Raw genomic sequence first — 16608 nt, 5'->3', positions numbered from 1 at the left:
AATATTTCTCTTGAATACAAGATACCGGGTAAAAGGTTTTTTTGCCCGTTTTATATTTAATAGGAAACAATGAATTGGTTAAAAATAGATAATAATATGTAAGGCGTTTTGTATCCGTTCTCTTTGTCGCGGTAATCACATGGAGAAATAGCGGCTGGGAAAAGAAAATTAAGGGGAAACAAGGGTGATGGCATGCATGATGTGAAGATTAAATTAGCAGATGTGAAAGAACAGATTGAAAAAAAAGTTAACCACCCTTATCTGCTCAGGTATATTGATTCACCTGTTATTGATGAAGACAAGCTTCTGCTTTTTATCTCTTTACTTGATGATGTGGAGATACCTGAATCAAAAGCAGAAAAATATGCAGTAACTGCAATGCTTATCCAAATCGCCCTTGATACCCACGAACTTGTTAAGAACGATGAATCTGAAGACAAAGGTCTTAAACATAGACAGCTTACTGTCCTTGCTGGTGTTTATTACAGCGGATTATATTACAAGATTCTCGCAGCTCTTGATGATATCAAAATGATCAGGGTCTTCGCAGATGGGATTAAAGATGTAAATGAGCATAAAATTTCGCTATATCAGAAATCTCCTGAAGCGGTCGACACTCTGATGAGTTCAGTCAGGAAAGTAGAGGCGTCACTTTTTGAAAAGCTGGCTGACGCATTCAGCAAAACAGCATGGAAAGAAGTGATATCCAATCTTTTATTCATTAAGCGCCTGATTATGGAGAAGCAGCAGTTCATGAAGGAAGGCACCTCAGTTGTTTTTGAAGCGCTTAAAAAGCTGACTTTCCCAAAAGTGAAAGAGATGTCTGCTGAGCAGAGGAAATATCTGATTCTCATTTGCGACAGGTATATTGACTTTTCAAGGAATATTGTCGATCAATCACTGCTGAATTTTCCTATGGCAAATGAATTACTGGAGCAGCGTATTCACTGCATTTTCAATAATAATCAGTCTGTGGCTAAAACTTTTGTGGAAGAAGGATAAAATATGCAGCAATCAAAAGAAGAACGTGTTCATAGCGTATTTGAAAAGATTTATGGCAACTACGATAAAATGAATTCTGTTATCAGCTTTCAGCAGCATTTAAGATGGCGTAAAGATACAATGAAAAAGATGAATGTTCAAAAAGGTGCAAAAGCGCTTGATGTCTGCTGCGGAACAGCCGATTGGTCCATTGCGCTCGCTGAAGCCGTAGGTGAAAACGGTAAAGTGACAGGCTTGGATTTCAGCAAAAATATGCTGAAGATTGGTGAGGAAAAAATCAAAGAGCGGAAACTGAAGCAAGTGGAGCTTGTGCATGGTAATGCAATGGAGCTTCCTTTCGCTGACAATTCATTCGATTATGTGACAATCGGTTTTGGTCTGCGCAACGTGCCGGATTATCTGCAGGTGTTAAAAGAAATGAACCGTGTCGTAAAGCCAGGGGGTCTGGCAGTATGTCTGGAGACTTCTCAGCCAACACTGTTCGGCTACAAGCAGGCATATTATTTCTACTTCCGCTTTGTTATGCCTATGTTTGGAAAGCTTTTTGCCAAAAGCTTTAATGAGTATTCCTGGCTGCAGGAATCTGCGAGAGACTTTCCCGGGATGAAAGAACTTGCAGAAATGTTCGAGGAAGCAGGCTTTAAAAACGTTACATTTAAGCCTTATAGCGGCGGAGTGGCTGCCGTACACATTGGAACGAAATAAAAAATAATAACTTGTTCTGTATGTTTCTCATGGAAAAAGAGAATAGATCAGACGGGATCGATAAGCTGGGTGAGTAAGCAAATGAAATTGAAAATGATGTATTCATTTTTAAATTCAGATTTAAATGTTATAGAAAACGAGCTGGAGGAGACGATTAAAGCTGAGTCTCCCCTATTGCATCAGGCTTCCCTGCATCTGCTGCAGGCCGGGGGGAAAAGAATCCGCCCAGTTTTCGTTTTGCTGGCTGCGAAGTTCGGAGAATACGATATTGATAAAATTAAAAACGTAGCTGTATCACTGGAGCTTATCCATATGGCGTCGCTTGTCCATGATGATGTTATTGATGATGCAGAACTGCGCAGGGGACAGCCTACTATCAAAGCAAAATGGGATAATAAGATTGCCATGTATACCGGTGATTATATTTTTGCGCGTGCGCTGGAATTAATAACAAATGTGGAAAATCCGCATGCCCATAAAATTCTCTCTCATACACTTGTGGAACTGTGTATAGGCGAAATAGAGCAAATTAAAGATAAGTATAACTATGACCAGAATATCAGGACATATTTCCGGAGAATTAAAAGGAAAACAGCCATGCTGATTGCTGTGAGCTGCCAGCTTGGCGGAATTGCGGCTAATGTAGAGGAAGATATACATAGAAAACTTTTTAAATTCGGCTATTATGTGGGAATGTCCTATCAGATCATTGACGATGTTCTGGATTTTGTCGGTACAGAAAAAGAACTTGGCAAGCCGGCAGGAGGAGATCTCCTTCAGGGAAACATTACGCTTCCTGCTTTATTTGCAATGGAGGATCATAGAATCTCCGAACAAATCAGAAGAGTCCACGAAGGTACTGAACGAAGTGATATAGAAAACATAATTGCTATGGTCAAATATTCCGGTGCAATTGAAAAATCTCTGCAAATTAGTGATAAATATCTGCAGAAAGCTTTAGCGGTACTTGAAGAACTGCCTCATTCCAAATCCAAGAAAGCTTTACGGGATATTGCAAAATTTATAGGCAAAAGAAAATTTTAATTTAGTGTACCAATTGCCAGCACTCTACCGGGTGCAGGCAATTTCTCTGTTTGGGAAGTTAAAATAAAAAAGCGCTTTCAAATTTATGTTGCTAAATTTTCAAAACAATGTTAATATTTTCGTGGATTAACATTATAACTATACATAAGTTTTAGGAGTGGAATTCAATGGAAAGAACTTTTTTAATGGTTAAACCAGACGGTGTACAGCGCAATTTAATCGGGGAAATCGTTTCCCGTTTCGAAAAGAAAGGCTTTCAGCTAGTAGGCGGCAAGCTAATGAGTATTAGCCAGGAACTTGCGGAAGAGCATTATGGAGAGCATAAAGAGCGTCCATTCTTTGGAGAGCTAGTTGACTTTATTACATCCGGACCAGTTTTCGCAATGGTGTGGGAAGGTGAAAATGTTATCGCAACAGCTCGTCAGATGATGGGTTCAACAAATCCTAAAGATGCTGCTCCAGGAACAATCCGCGGAGATTTCGGCATTACAGTTGGAAAAAATGTAATTCATGGATCCGATTCACCTGTAAGTGCAGAACGTGAAATTGGCCTTTTCTTCAAAGAAGAAGAAAAAGTGGAATACAAAAAATTAATGAATGACTGGATTAACTAATATTTTAAAGAGTACTTGTCCATGACAAGTGCTTTTTTTGTAACCGAATTCATTATTTCAGCTGGATGGGTATAACCATAAAAGAAAAAAGCTCACCGGTATTATCAGAGGGGAAATAGAATGGCCGACGATTATCAGGAATTTATACAAAATATAAAAAGAAAAACAGGAATTGATCTTTCGCTGTACAAAGAAGCTCAAATGAAGAGAAGGCTCATATCCCTGTATGAGAAAAAAGGCTTTCAATCATTTGGAAGTTTTTTTAGCGCGTTAGTCAAGAATAGAGAACTGCTGAATGATTTTTTGGACAGGATGACAATAAATGTTTCCGAATTTTACCGGAATGCACAAAGGTGGGAGGTGCTCGAAAAAAATATCCTGCCTGGACTATTAGATCAAAATAGGAATCTGAAAATCTGGAGCGCTGCCTGTTCCACTGGTGAAGAACCTTATACAATTGCCATGATATTATCAAAAATGCTGCCAATGTCGCAAATCAAGATAAATGCAACTGATATTGATGAAAATGCCCTGGCAAGGGCACGGATGGGTCTTTACCCTGAGCGTTCGCTAAACGAAGTTCCTGATATGATGAAACAAAAGTTTTTTCAGCGGGAAGGAAGTTTCTATAAAATATCCGAGGATATAAAAAGGACAGTAACTTTTAAAAAGCAAAATCTCCTTTCAGATGATTTTGGCGGTCCGTATGATCTCATCGTATGCAGGAACGTTCTCATATATTTTACAGAGGAAGCAAAGGATCAGCTTTATCATAAATTCAGCGGCGCATTAAGAAAAGATGGGATATTCTTTGTTGGGAGCACTGAACAGATTTTTAACTCAGGCCGCTATCAACTGGCATCTGCTGAAACTTTCTTTTATAAAAAAGAATAATAACACATGGAGGATGATTATTTGGTCGTCCTCTTTTTCTTTTGTTTTTTAGTTTGGTAGTAAATAATATTCGTGTTAAAATGGCTCCATTCATAAGAAGAAATAAAATATTATAGGAATTTTCAATTTTATCTATTCTTATATTTATCATTATGTTATATTGGTACATAATCCTTTAATGAGTTGAAGGGGGAAAGAGTTTTGAGATATCTTACATCTGGTGAATCTCACGGACCGCAGCTGACTACTATAATAGAAGGGCTGCCAGCAGGAATGCCGCTCGTAGATTCAGATATAAACGAAGAGCTTGCCAGACGCCAGAAAGGATATGGCAGAGGCAGAAGGATGCAAATTGAAAAAGATACTGTTCAAATAACAGCCGGGATCAGACATGGATACACACTGGGATCCCCGGTAGCACTTGTTGTTGAGAATAATGATTGGAAGCACTGGACAAAAATTATGGGCCAGGATCCTCTCAATCCTGAAGATGAGGCAGAAATGAAAAGAAAAATCTCCCGTCCTCGCCCAGGCCATGCTGATTTAAATGGTGCCCTAAAATATGGGCACAGGGATATGAGAAATGTTTTAGAGCGATCTTCAGCCAGAGAAACCACAGTGAGAGTGGCTGCCGGTGCAGCTGCAAAAAAACTGCTTTCTCAGCTGGGGATTGAGGTTGCAGCACATGTTATTGAAATTGGCGGGGTTATTTCAGGCCGAAGAGATTATTCTTCACTTAAGGAGTTAAAGGAAATTACAGAAGAATCGCCCGTTCGCTGTCTGGATAAAACTGCCTCCCAAAAAATGATGGCTGCGATCGATTCCGCTAAGGAAAATGGCGATTCCATCGGCGGTGTAGTGGAGGTTATTGTTGAAGGAATGCCACCGGGAGTTGGAAGTTATGTACACTATGACCGAAAGCTTGATTCGAAGCTTGCAGGTGCGATGGTGAGCATCAATGCTTTTAAAGGTGTCGAGTTTGGCATAGGTTTCGAGGCAGCAAGGAAGCCTGGAAGTGAAGTTCATGATGAAATCGCATGGGACCCGGATAAAGGCTATTATCGGAAAACAAACCGTCTTGGCGGCTTAGAAGGGGGCATGTCAACGGGAATGCCAATCGTCATCAGAGGAGTAATGAAGCCAATACCCACTCTCTATAAACCGCTGCAAAGTGTAGATATCGAAACAAAGGAACCGTTCTCTGCAAGCATAGAGCGTTCTGACAGCTGTGCGGTGCCGGCAGCTGCAGTCGTTGCAGAAAATGTGATTGCCTGGGAACTGGCTTCAGCCATTGTAGACCAGTTTTATTCTGACCGGTTTGAGACATTAAAAGCGTCCGTTGAACAGCAAAGACAATTTGCGAGGGAGTTTTAATGAAAAGGATTTTAATCAAAACACCTGACAAGGCCTATCCGGTTTATATAGGGACCGGAGCAATTGAGGGATTGGGATCATATATTAAAGATGCTTTTCCGGCCTTGACAAATGTAATGATCATCACGGATGAAACGGTTCGGGACCTGCATCTGCCAGAGCTGGAAGCGTCACTTACGGGGATTGAGGCCAAAGTCTGTACTGTGCCAAGCGGTGAGAAAGCCAAAACCTTTGAAGTTTACTATCAGTGCTTGTCCTTTGCTCTGGAACATAAACTTGATCGAAAATCTCTTATCCTGGCGTTTGGCGGGGGAGCTGTCGGAGATTTGGCAGGTTTTGTCGCAGCCACATTTATGAGAGGAATACCCTTCATTCAGATTCCAACTACCATCCTGGCACATGATAGCGCTGTGGGAGGAAAAGTAGCCATCAACCATCCTTCAGGAAAAAATATGGCAGGGTCTTTTTACCAGCCCCAGGCAGTGTTTTATGATCTGGCGTTTCTTGACTCCCTGCCTCAGAAAGAGCTGCGCTCAGGGTTTGCAGAAGTCATAAAGCATAGCCTGATAGATGATATGAACTTTTATTTGAACCTTAAAAACAACATCCTTACCCTTGAAAGCCTTCCCTCTGATGAATTAAGCAGGATGCTTACAAAGGGAATAGAGATCAAGGGCAGGATTGTTGCAGAGGATGAAAAGGAAGCTGGCGTTCGGGCATTTCTGAATTTCGGCCATACTCTGGGCCATGCAATTGAAGCGGAGAAAGGCTATGGAGAATGGACACATGGCGAATCTGTTGCAGTAGGGATGCTATTTGCACTTCAATTAAGTATAACACTGCTGGATCTTTGCTTTGATGTTAACGAATTCAAACGCTGGCTTGATCAGCTTGGCTACAAAACAGATCTCCCTGGAGATTTATCACATTCAAAACTGCTTGAGCGGATGAAGCAGGATAAAAAATCAGAAGGACAGAATGTCCGCTTTGTTCTTTTAGAGGAAGTGGGTAAGCCTGTCATATATCAGGTTTCTGATGACCTGATTTTGCGGGAGCTTGCTATTTTTACAAAATAAAAAGGCTGACAAAACAGTTATGGGAGGTGCTGTAAGTGATTCGAGGGGTGAGGGGAGCCGTCACCGTAGATGAGAATTGTGAAGCCGAGATATTAGAAGCGACTGAGCTGCTGATCAGGCAAATGATTCAGGAAAATAATATTGTATCTGAGGATGTAGCTTCTGTCTTTATATCCGTTACGGAAGAATTAACAGCAGCCTTTCCCGCAAAGGCAATGCGTTCAATAGAAGGCTGGACATACGTTCCTGTCATGTGCATGAAAGAAATTCCTATTGAAGGATCACTCCCTAATTGTATCCGGGTTATGATGCATGTGAATACAGATACTCCTCAGCAGAATATCCGCCATATTTATTTGCGTGGAGCCATCAAGCTTCGGCCAGATCTAAACACCACGAACTCTCCTTAATGGAGAGTTTTGTGATAATATAGGAGCAGACGAAAAATACTTTAACACGATAATTAGTGAAAGCGATAAAAAATGAGGTGGATTTGAATGAAATGGAAGGAACAGCTGTTGAATTTAACTCCTTACCAGCCGGGGAAATCAATTGATCAAGTAAAAAAGGAATATAGACTGAATCAAATAGTTAAGCTTGCTTCAAATGAGAATCCTTTTGGATGCTCTGAAAAAGTTCTTTTTACGATGAATCAGTCGCCGTCATTTTTTGCCCTGTATCCCGATGGTTATGCTTCTGAGCTGCGGTCGGTTTTGGCTGGGCACTTAAGTATACAGAAAGATCAGCTGATTTTTGGCAATGGCTCGGATGAAATTATTCAAATGATTTCCAGAGCTTTATTAAGTCCGGAAACCAATACTGTTATGGCGGCGCCAACATTTCCGCAATATAGGCATAATGCTGTGGTAGAAGGTGCGGAAATCAGGGAAATTCCACTGGTTGAAGGAGAGCATGATCTTGATGGAATGCTGGCTGCCATCGATGAAAAAACTGCTGTAGTCTGGGTGTGCAGTCCAAACAATCCGACAGGGAACTATATTAATGAGTCTGCATTGCTTTCATTTCTGAAAAAGGTGCCTCAAGATGTTTTGGTTGTCCTTGATGAAGCTTATTATGAATATGTTACAGCAGAGGATTACTGCAATACATTGGATTTAATCCGGAATTACGAAAATTTGATTGTCCTGCGTACATTCTCAAAAATTTATGGCTTAGCAAGCCTTCGGGTAGGCTATGGAATTGCAAATCCTCAAACAATCAAAGCCCTCGAACCGGTAAGAGAGCCATTTAATGTAAATAAGTTTGCTCAGGCTGCCGCTGCTGCAGCCATAGGGGATCAGAATTTCATTGAAGAGTGCAGACGGAAAAATCGCGAAGGGCTCGAACAATTCTATGCTTTCTGTGAAGATCATGGACTGGGTTATTACCCTTCACAGGGAAATTTCATATTAATCAATTTTAATGCCGATTCAGATGAGGTGTTTCAATTTTTACTTGAAAAAGGGTATATCGTACGGTCCGGCAAGGCACTTGGCTTCCAGGGCTATGTCCGTGTCACGGTAGGTTCTAAGGAACAGAATGATGGTGTGCTTGCCGCAATGGGCCAGTATCTTGCAAAGCAGGCTGCAGCATTGTAGGGATTTTTTAGGTTAGCAGTATAAATACTTTTTTGATATCCATTCAGAGGCATAATAATGCCTCTGAATTATTTTTAATAAAGGCGGTGAGAGGATGAGAGGGAAGATCTTTATTATTGGCCTTGGTTTGATCGGAGGTTCTTTGGCCCTATCAATAAAAAGAAAACATAGTGAAAGCATGATCATCGGCTTTGATGTTAATAAAGAGCAGGGACGCCTTGCCCAAATGCTTGGGGTCTCAGACGAAATTTCTGATACTATTAAGGATGGGGCAAGGGACGCTGATTTAATTTTAATAGCTGCACCTGTACAGGAGACTCAAAAAATAATACATATTTTAAAAGAGTGTGAATTGAAAAATAACGTCATCATTTCGGATGCAGGCAGCACAAAAAAAGAAATTGTAAGCTGTGCAAAGGTACTAAAGGAAAAAGGAATCACTTTTATCGGTGGGCATCCAATGGCAGGCTCCCATAAGAGCGGTGTCACTGCAGCAAAAGATTTGCTTTTTGAGAATGCCTTTTATCTGCTCACTCCTGAAGAGCATATTGCTCCGGCGGAGGTTGAAAGGTTAAAGGAATGGCTCTCAGGAACAAAAGCGAAATTTCTGACCATAGCTCCCGATGAACATGATTATATAACCGGGATCGTCAGCCATTTTCCGCATATGATAGCTGCTTCCCTGGTCCATCAGGCAGAAAAAACAAGCCGTTCGCACAAGCTGATTCCAAGACTGGCAGCTGGAGGCTTCAGGGATATTACCAGGATTGCCTCCAGCAGCCCTGCTATGTGGAGGGATATTCTCCTTCAGAATAAAGAAGTGCTGCTTAAGTTAATGGAGGATTGGCAGGGAGAAATGGAGATAGTAAAATCAATCCTCAGACAGGAAAACAGTGAGGGCATATTTGAATATTTTTCTCATGCAAAGATGTTCAGGGATGAGCTGCCTCAAAAAGAAAAAGGTGCAATTCCGGCATTTTATGATCTGTTCGTGGATGTACCGGACTACCCTGGTGTCATTTCAGAAATCACTGGATATTTGGCTCAGGAAGAAATCAGCATTACGAATATCCGAATCCTGGAGACAAGGGAAGAAATTTATGGAGTTCTGGTTATCAGCTTTCAAACGGAAGAGGACAGGGATCGGGCAATTAATTGCCTGGAACTGTATACAAGCTATGAAACAACCATCGGTCTATAGAGCGAATTTTTTAATTTAGCAAAGGGTGATGATAGATGATACCGGCAAAATTGAAGTCAAATGTCAAAGGTTTAAGCGGGGAAATAGCGGTACCCGGTGATAAATCCATATCACATCGTTCTGTGATGTTTGGATCCATTGCAAAAGGGAAGACCTCTGTAACTAATTTTCTGTTAGGAGAGGATTGTCTTAGTACGATAGCCTGCTTCCGCAAGCTCGGAGTAACTATTGAGCAGGAAGGCAATAAAGTTACAATTACGGGGCAGGGAATGGATGGATTACAGGAACCGGCTGATATTCTGGATGTTGGGAATTCAGGTACGACGATACGCCTTATGATGGGAATTCTGGCTGGCCGTCCGTTCCATTCAGTCCTTGTCGGAGATGAATCCATTGCAAAAAGGCCGATGACAAGAGTAACCTCGCCACTAAGTTTACTTGGTGCAAAGATTCATGGCAGGAAGAATGGGGAATTCACCCCCTTATCAGTCATTGGCGGCCCCTTGTCAGGAGTAACATATGAGCTTCCTGTCGCGAGCGCACAGGTTAAATCAGCACTGCTCTTTGCCGGCCTGCAGGCAAGCGGAGAAACAGTCATTATTGAACCTGTGAAGACACGTGATCATACTGAAAGAATGATCACACAATTTGGCGGGGAAGTTGCAGCAGATGGGCAAACCATTCGGGTTAAGGGAGGCCAAACACTGACAGGGACAGAAATTCATGTTCCCGGTGATATATCTTCTGCTGCCTTCTTTCTGGCTGCAGGAGCCATTGTGCCTAATAGTGAAATTACGTTGAAAAACGTTGGACTGAATCCTACAAGAACCGGCATCCTTGAAGTGCTGCAGCAGATGGGTGCAGATTTCAGCATTGAGCCGTATGAAAATGGATCAGCTGAGCCTGCAGGGGATATTACCATCAGAACTTCTAAACTTAAAGGAACTGTTATCGAAGGGGCGCTCATTCCGCGGCTTATCGATGAAATTCCAATTATTGCCCTTCTCGCAACACAAGCAGAGGGAGAAACAGTAATTAAGGATGCAGAGGAACTTAAGGTAAAGGAAACGAATCGCATTGATACGGTTGTCAATGAACTCTCAGAGCTTGGAGCCGTGATTACTGCTACAGAAGATGGAATGGTAATCAGGGGAAAATCATCTCTTTCAGGTGGAACTGTCTCAAGTCACGGAGACCATCGGATCGGCATGATGCTGGCAATTGCTGCCGCCATTTCAAAAGACGAAGTTCACCTTCAGCAGAAAGAAGCAATTTCTGTATCCTATCCGTCGTTTTTTGATCATTTAGATAGCCTTATTTCAGATTGAATTACATTCATAGAAAAAAGAGCTGTTTTCCTGCAGCTCTTTTTCTGTACAAGCAGTCATATTTATCTGAAAATTTCATAGCTTGTCATAAGACCGTTTAAGAGGGTGGTTTTATGACATATATTATTGAGAATGCAAATCTGCTAAAGGAAGACAAGCTGTTAAAAACATCTATGCTGATAAGAAATAATGAGATTTCACTGATGCAGACTGAAATGAAAAGGTTTCAATTCACAAGAATGGATGCGGGTGCATTTATTATGTCTGCAGGATTCGTGGTTCTGGACACATCCATCCCGCTTGAAAAGCCTTTTTCAGAACTCAAAGAGTATTATATCCGGGAGTTTATTTTAAAAGGATGTACAGCCTTCTTGACAGCCGTGCCTGTTAAGCATGAATATTCTTTGAAGAGTGATCTTAAAAGCTTTAATGCAAGTTTATTAAGCAGCCCGATTGATTATATTATTGGTGTGAAAATTCCTGTCCGTCTCCTTACCCCTTCTTTTATGAGAAAATGTAAGAGAAAAAGAGTTCCTGTTGTTTTTGTTGAAATACAGGATGCAAAGGAGCTTGAACAAGTTCCATGGGGTTGGCTGCGGGAAGCAATGTTTCCTTATAATTGTCCGCTTGTACCCATCTTTGCAGGCAGGAATGAAAAGGAGAAAAGCAGAATAAATACATTATGGGCAAAACTGATGCAGGAAGAGAAAATACCTTCGGTGCCGAATGAGCTGATGGAACACGAGCCTTTATCGAGGTCAGTTCTGTCCAAAGCCGGGATTTACCCTTTAAAAGGGAATATCCATCAGGGCGGGGAAGTCAGTTATAATTTATTTGAAAAACCTGAAGAAGGTCTTACCGTTGAAGAATCACAGCTGTTTCATTATCATAGAGATAAACTTGCTGTCACTGTACTGAAGGGAAAAGTGATTAGAGCCGGACAAGAAGTGATTTTTCGTTCAGGTTCCGGTGAGCAGGTTAAAATCAGCACACCAGCTTATTTTAAAATAGCCGATTAGCATTCGAAAGGAATTTAGTATGGATAAAGTAAATAAAATCATTACTCTTTTAGAAAACGGTCATCATGAAGAAGCGTTGGAGAGCTATCAGCAAATACTGCTGGATGGTTCTCATGAAGAAAGGTTCCTGCTGGCTGAAGAACTGTTCCAGTACGGGTTCCTTGAGGAATCAAAAGCCTTATATGAACGGCTTCTGGAAGCATATCCGGAAGAAGGAGAACTGCTCGTTCTGCTGGCTGAAACACATATTGATCTTGGAAATGAAGAGGAAGCCATCCTTGTCCTTGAAAGAATAAATGAACATGATCCGAGCTTTCCGCAGTCGCTTCTCTTATTAGCAGACCTTTATCAGATGGATGGTCTATTTGAGGTCAGCGAACAAAAGCTCCTGAAAGCAAAAGAAATATTGCCTGATGAGATAATTGTAGATTTTGCCCTGGGTGAACTTTATGCAGAGCAGGGTCGGTTCCTGGAAGCAAAGCAGATTTATGAAAAAGTTCTCAGGAAAGAGGAAATCATTGCAGGCATAAATGTAAATCAGAGATTGGCGGATATTCTCAGTGCAGGCGGAGCATTTGAAGAAGCCCTTCCATATTACGAAAAAGCGCTTGATGACAAACTGGAGATTAATACCCTTTTCAGTTATGCTTTTACAGCGCTTCAAGCCGGCTTTAACCGTACAGCCATTGAAAAATTGACTGAACTGAAGGAGCTGGATCCCGAGTATCATTCACTGTATTTATACCTTGCTCAGGCATACGAGCGGGAGGAAGAAGCCGCGAGCGGCCTGGAAGCAGTCAAGGAAGGCTTGAAACAGGACGAATTTAACAAAGAGCTATTCTTCTATGGCGGGAAGCTTGCCTTGAAAACTGGCAATGAAAAAGAATCCGAAGATATGTTCAGGCAGGCTCTTGCACTGGATCCCGAATATGTCCAGGCAGCGATTCTTTTAAATAAACTTCTCCTCCAGCAGGAAAGATATGAAGATGTAATCGAAATTACTGAAATGCTGAACGAGCTGGAAGAGCCCCAGCTATTATGGGATTCAGCCGTTGCCTTTCAGCATTTAGAGGAATATTCAGAGGCATTAAACAAATATCAGCTTGCATATACTTTCTTTAAACAGCAGCCGGATTTTCTTTCAGATTACGGATATTTTTTAGCAGAGGAAGGAAAAAGGGAGGAGGCTGCCGAAATTTTTAATACATTAACCAAACTGGAGCCTGGCAATGAGGAATATCTGGATGTGCTGCAGCGACTCACGGATGATTTTCTTGATTAAATATGGCAGTTTCTATACTTAATGCAGTTTCAGTAAGACCAAATTTGTCTGTAAGCAGAGGAGGGAATCAAAAATGGCGACCCCTGTATCTGTCAACGAGAAGAAAGATTTTATCCGCTGGTTTTTGAACCATTATCAGCTCAAAAGAAGAGAATGTGTTTGGATTCTCAATTATTTGATGAGTCATGACCAGCTTATGGAGAAGGTGCATTTTGTGGAGCAGGCACAGTATTGCCCAAGAGGCCTGATCATGTCGACACATTGTGTGGATGAAGTTCCTTTCCGTTTTTACAAAGAGAATGTAATGACCACAGATGCGGAGAAGTCCTTCCATGATATCCGCTTAAACAGGGATGAAGAGATTTATATCCAGCTTAATTTCCATGCTTCAAATAAGGCCCATCAGTATGCAGCGGTAATGGAGGAAAATCCCTTTATGCCAAAGACACTCCAGGTAAACGAAAAGGACCGGCTGATTGCCGAAAGGTTCCTCGCGGAAAGCCTGGAAAAGTTTAGAAGAGAGAAACTCCTTGTGCTCATTGATGAAGCATTGGATAAGCAGGATAAAAAAGCTTTTAACGTTCTGACTCAGCAGCTGAATAAATTAGAAACCACCTAAGCCTTGCTTTTATAAAAGCAGGGCTTTTATTTTGCCTGCATTCTCTGATTTGAAGCATTCTAATCATTAATGATATATTAAGGAAGGCAAATATATGTAATGGAGTGAATGATATGAAATGGATATCACAGGATATCGACATGTTCCTTAAAGAAAAGCAATATGTAGACACAGCTGTTCTCCCGCTTCTTCCTGTATCATTTGGCGATGATATCAAACAGTCTGTAGCGATGACGGAATTTATATCACTTCTAAGTGTGCAGCTTGAACGGCAATTCAGAGGGCGTCTCATCATGCTGCCTGGATATGCATATCTGAAACCGGCATCAGAAGAGAGCCTGATCAGCGGCTTGGGACAATGGGAATCAGAATTGAAGGCTCAGGGGTTTAAGCATATTTTCCTATTAACTTCGGACAGCATGTGGAAAACGTTCGAAGACCGGGTGGAAGGAGGCTTGATTTGGCTTCCATCTCTGCCTCTTGAGAATATGGATGAAAATTATAGGAACTCCATTCTCGATGACCAGGTGAAACAGCTGCTGAATCTTTTTGTCCAAAAGTGGCAAAATGGTGAATAGTGTGAATGTTAAGTCGCTCTATTTACATGTTTCGCCAAAGGATTATATTGACCTTGCATAAAGATTGATATATCATTGTTATGTCCTAGTTTTATATTGTGTTGAATTTTGTCCGTTGGACTTAACTTCATAATAGAGGGGGGAAAAGTATGAGCAAAAATCGAGTTACTAGACGTCAATTCCTGAACTATACACTTACTGGTGTAGGCGGTTTCATGGCAGCAGGCATGCTAATGCCGATGGTCCGTTTTGCGGTTGATCCTGTATTGCAGGCAGCTGGTGAAAGTGATTTTATTCCAACAAAGCAAAAAGTGGCTGAAATTACCGAAAAGCCGACAAGGGTTGATTACACTTACGAGCAGCAGGATGCATGGTACACATCCGAAGTTACCGGCACTGCTTGGGTTTATAAGGATGATAAAGGTGAAATTGTTGCATTGTCTCCAGTATGTAAGCATTTAGGGTGCGTAGTTGACTGGAATACTGACAAGTCAAACCCTGATCATTTCTATTGCCCTTGCCATGGCGGCCTTTATACAAAGGATGGGACAAACGTTCCAGGTACACCGCCGGTTGCATCACTTGATGTATTTCCTTACAAAGAAAAAGATGGCTTCTTGTATTTAGGCAAGGCTGAACCGCGAAAGGAGGCGTAATAATTGTTAAACAAAATTTATGATTGGGTAGATGAGCGTTTAGATATTACGCCGATCTGGCGGGATATTGCTGACCATGAAGTGCCTGAGCATGTAAACCCCGCACATCATTTCTCTGCATTCGTTTACTGTTTTGGCGGTCTGACGTTCTTCGTTACTGTAATTCAAATCTTATCCGGTATGTTCCTGACAATGTACTATGTTCCGGATATCAAAAATGCATGGGAATCCGTGTATTATCTTCAAAACCATGTTGCATTCGGGCAGATTGTCCGCGGAATGCACCACTGGGGAGCAAGTTTGGTAATCGTAATGATGTTCCTACATACGTTACGTGTTTTCTTCCAGGGAGCTTATAAGAAGCCCCGTGAATTAAACTGGGTTGTCGGAGTGCTTATTTTCTTCATAATGCTTGCACTTGGACTGACAGGTTACTTATTGCCTTGGGATATGAAAGCCCTTTTCGCTACAAAAGTAACAATCCAGATCGTAGAATCAACTCCGCTGATTGGAGAATATCTGAAAATACTTATTGCAGGACATTCTGATATTGTCGGCGCGCAGACGATCACCCGATTCTTTGCTATCCATGTATTCTTCTTACCGGCTGCATTATTCGGGTTAATGGCTGCCCACTTTATTATGATTCGTAAGCAGGGTATTTCAGGACCGTTGTAAGAAATAATTTTATGATCATTGCAAAAGGAGGGGAAATCGCCCAATGCATCGTGGTAAAGGTATGAAATTCGTAGGTGACTCTCGTGTTCCTGCAGAACGCAAACCGAATATTCCGAAAGACTATTCGGAATATCCAGGAAAAACAGAAGCATTCTGGCCAAACTTCCTGTTAAAGGAATGGATGGTAGGGGCTGTATTCCTTATCGGTTTCCTATGCTTGACAATTGCGCATGAGCCGCCATTAGAAAAAATTGCTGATCCAAGTGATACAGCTTATATTCCGCTGCCAGACTGGTACTTCCTGTTCTTGTACCAGCTTCTAAAATACAGCTATGCATCCGGACCTTATAATGCAATCGGTGCTTTTATTATTCCGGGTCTTGCATTCGGAGCATTGCTGCTTGCACCATTTATTGACCGCGGACCTGAACGCCGTCCGTCCAAGCGTCCTTTAGCAACCGGCTTTATGCTATTGGCTCTAGCCGGCATTACTTATCTGACTTGGGAGTCTGTTGCCCACCATGACTGGGAGGCAGCTGCACAGCAAGGTAAGATTGTGGCTGAAGTAGAATTCGATAAAGAAGACGAAGGCTACAAGATTTTTGAAGCAAACGGCTGTATTTCCTGCCACGGAGGAGACCTTCAGGGTGGAGCAGGTTCACCTGCACTTGTTGACACTGGGTTAACACCTGAAGAAGTTGCTGACATTGCTAAAAACGGTAAAGGCGCTATGCCTCCAGGAATGTTCAAAGGTTCTGATGAAGAACTTCAAAAGCTTGCTGAATTCATTTCTGGCCTTGAAAGCAAATAATTAAAAGAGGCTGGGACAAAACCCACCTCTGAAATGAAAAAGCCGGTGACATTTTACGACGAGTAAAATGTCACCGGCTTTGATTGTTTTTGAGAAAAATAAGGACCACTTCTGATACAATTAAGTTAC

At 41.7% G+C, this 16608-nt stretch carries 18 protein-coding genes; all 18 read left to right on the top strand.

Going from position 1 to position 16608, the window contains the following annotated elements; translation table 11 throughout:
• The first annotated feature begins 192 nt into the window (after positions 1-192).
• Positions 193-1002, top strand: coding sequence for a heptaprenyl diphosphate synthase component 1 (locus M3205_RS18830; RefSeq protein WP_095244691.1), 810 nt, complete (start codon positions 193-195; stop codon positions 1000-1002).
• A gap of 3 nt (positions 1003-1005) precedes the next feature.
• Complete coding sequence (gene menG, locus M3205_RS18825) at positions 1006-1707, top strand: demethylmenaquinone methyltransferase (RefSeq protein WP_251171287.1); 702 nt, start codon at positions 1006-1008, stop codon at positions 1705-1707.
• A gap of 81 nt (positions 1708-1788) precedes the next feature.
• The gene (gene hepT / locus M3205_RS18820) at positions 1789-2751 is read left to right on the top strand and encodes a heptaprenyl diphosphate synthase component II (RefSeq protein WP_095244689.1); all 963 of its coding nucleotides are present in this window, start codon (positions 1789-1791) and stop codon (positions 2749-2751) included.
• Positions 2752-2918: 167 nt separating this feature from the next.
• A complete protein-coding gene (ndk, locus tag M3205_RS18815) occupies positions 2919-3365 on the top strand; it encodes a nucleoside-diphosphate kinase (RefSeq protein ID WP_035330143.1) in 447 nt (148 codons plus the stop codon).
• A 120-nt stretch (positions 3366-3485) separates the two neighbouring features.
• Positions 3486-4259, top strand: coding sequence for a CheR family methyltransferase (locus M3205_RS18810; RefSeq protein WP_095244688.1), 774 nt, complete (start codon positions 3486-3488; stop codon positions 4257-4259).
• Positions 4260-4460: 201 nt separating this feature from the next.
• Complete coding sequence (aroC, locus tag M3205_RS18805) at positions 4461-5633, top strand: chorismate synthase (RefSeq protein WP_251171286.1); 1173 nt, start codon at positions 4461-4463, stop codon at positions 5631-5633.
• Positions 5633-6709, top strand: a complete 1077-nt coding sequence (gene aroB / locus M3205_RS18800) for a 3-dehydroquinate synthase (protein ID WP_251171285.1) — start codon at positions 5633-5635, stop codon at positions 6707-6709. The genes aroC and aroB overlap by 1 nt, the downstream gene beginning before the upstream one ends.
• Before the next feature lie 35 nt (positions 6710-6744).
• Positions 6745-7119 (top strand): chorismate mutase, encoded by a 375-nt coding sequence (aroH, locus tag M3205_RS18795; protein WP_251171284.1) that lies wholly within the window; start codon positions 6745-6747, stop codon positions 7117-7119.
• Between the two features lie 87 nt (positions 7120-7206).
• Positions 7207-8307: a histidinol-phosphate transaminase gene (hisC, locus tag M3205_RS18790; RefSeq protein ID WP_095244684.1), complete on the top strand. Its 1101-nt coding sequence runs from the start codon at positions 7207-7209 to the stop codon at positions 8305-8307.
• 94 nt (positions 8308-8401) lie between these two features.
• Positions 8402-9508: a prephenate dehydrogenase gene (locus M3205_RS18785; RefSeq protein ID WP_095244683.1), complete on the top strand. Its 1107-nt coding sequence runs from the start codon at positions 8402-8404 to the stop codon at positions 9506-9508.
• Positions 9509-9543: 35 nt separating this feature from the next.
• Complete coding sequence (gene aroA / locus M3205_RS18780; protein WP_251171283.1) at positions 9544-10836, top strand: 3-phosphoshikimate 1-carboxyvinyltransferase; 1293 nt, start codon at positions 9544-9546, stop codon at positions 10834-10836.
• Positions 10837-10949: 113 nt separating this feature from the next.
• Positions 10950-11855 (top strand): hypothetical protein, encoded by a 906-nt coding sequence (locus M3205_RS18775; protein ID WP_251171282.1) that lies wholly within the window; start codon positions 10950-10952, stop codon positions 11853-11855.
• 19 nt (positions 11856-11874) lie between these two features.
• Entirely contained in the window at positions 11875-13137 is a 1263-nt protein-coding gene (locus M3205_RS18770; RefSeq protein WP_251171281.1) for a tetratricopeptide repeat protein, read from the top strand.
• Positions 13138-13210: 73 nt separating this feature from the next.
• Positions 13211-13756, top strand: a complete 546-nt coding sequence (locus M3205_RS18765) for a ReoY family proteolytic degradation factor (RefSeq protein WP_095244679.1) — start codon at positions 13211-13213, stop codon at positions 13754-13756.
• Between the two features lie 113 nt (positions 13757-13869).
• Complete coding sequence (locus M3205_RS18760) at positions 13870-14334, top strand: YpiF family protein (protein WP_251171280.1); 465 nt, start codon at positions 13870-13872, stop codon at positions 14332-14334.
• A 149-nt stretch (positions 14335-14483) separates the two neighbouring features.
• Positions 14484-14990 (top strand): QcrA and Rieske domain-containing protein, encoded by a 507-nt coding sequence (locus tag M3205_RS18755; protein ID WP_095244677.1) that lies wholly within the window; start codon positions 14484-14486, stop codon positions 14988-14990.
• A 3-nt stretch (positions 14991-14993) separates the two neighbouring features.
• Positions 14994-15668 carry a menaquinol-cytochrome c reductase cytochrome b subunit gene (qcrB, locus tag M3205_RS18750; RefSeq protein ID WP_035330156.1) on the top strand — a complete coding sequence of 225 codons (675 nt, stop codon included), beginning with the start codon at positions 14994-14996 and terminating at the stop codon, positions 15666-15668.
• A gap of 43 nt (positions 15669-15711) precedes the next feature.
• Positions 15712-16479 carry a menaquinol-cytochrome c reductase cytochrome b/c subunit gene (locus tag M3205_RS18745; protein ID WP_095244676.1) on the top strand — a complete coding sequence of 256 codons (768 nt, stop codon included), beginning with the start codon at positions 15712-15714 and terminating at the stop codon, positions 16477-16479.
• The last annotated feature ends 129 nt before the right edge of the window (positions 16480-16608 follow it).

It is taken from the genome of Cytobacillus firmus (genome assembly GCF_023715565.1).
GTDB lineage: Bacteria > Bacillota > Bacilli > Bacillales > Cytobacillaceae > Cytobacillus > Cytobacillus firmus_C.
The sequence above is the reverse complement of the archived record's forward strand: the minus strand, read 5'-3'. Positions and strand labels throughout refer to the sequence as shown.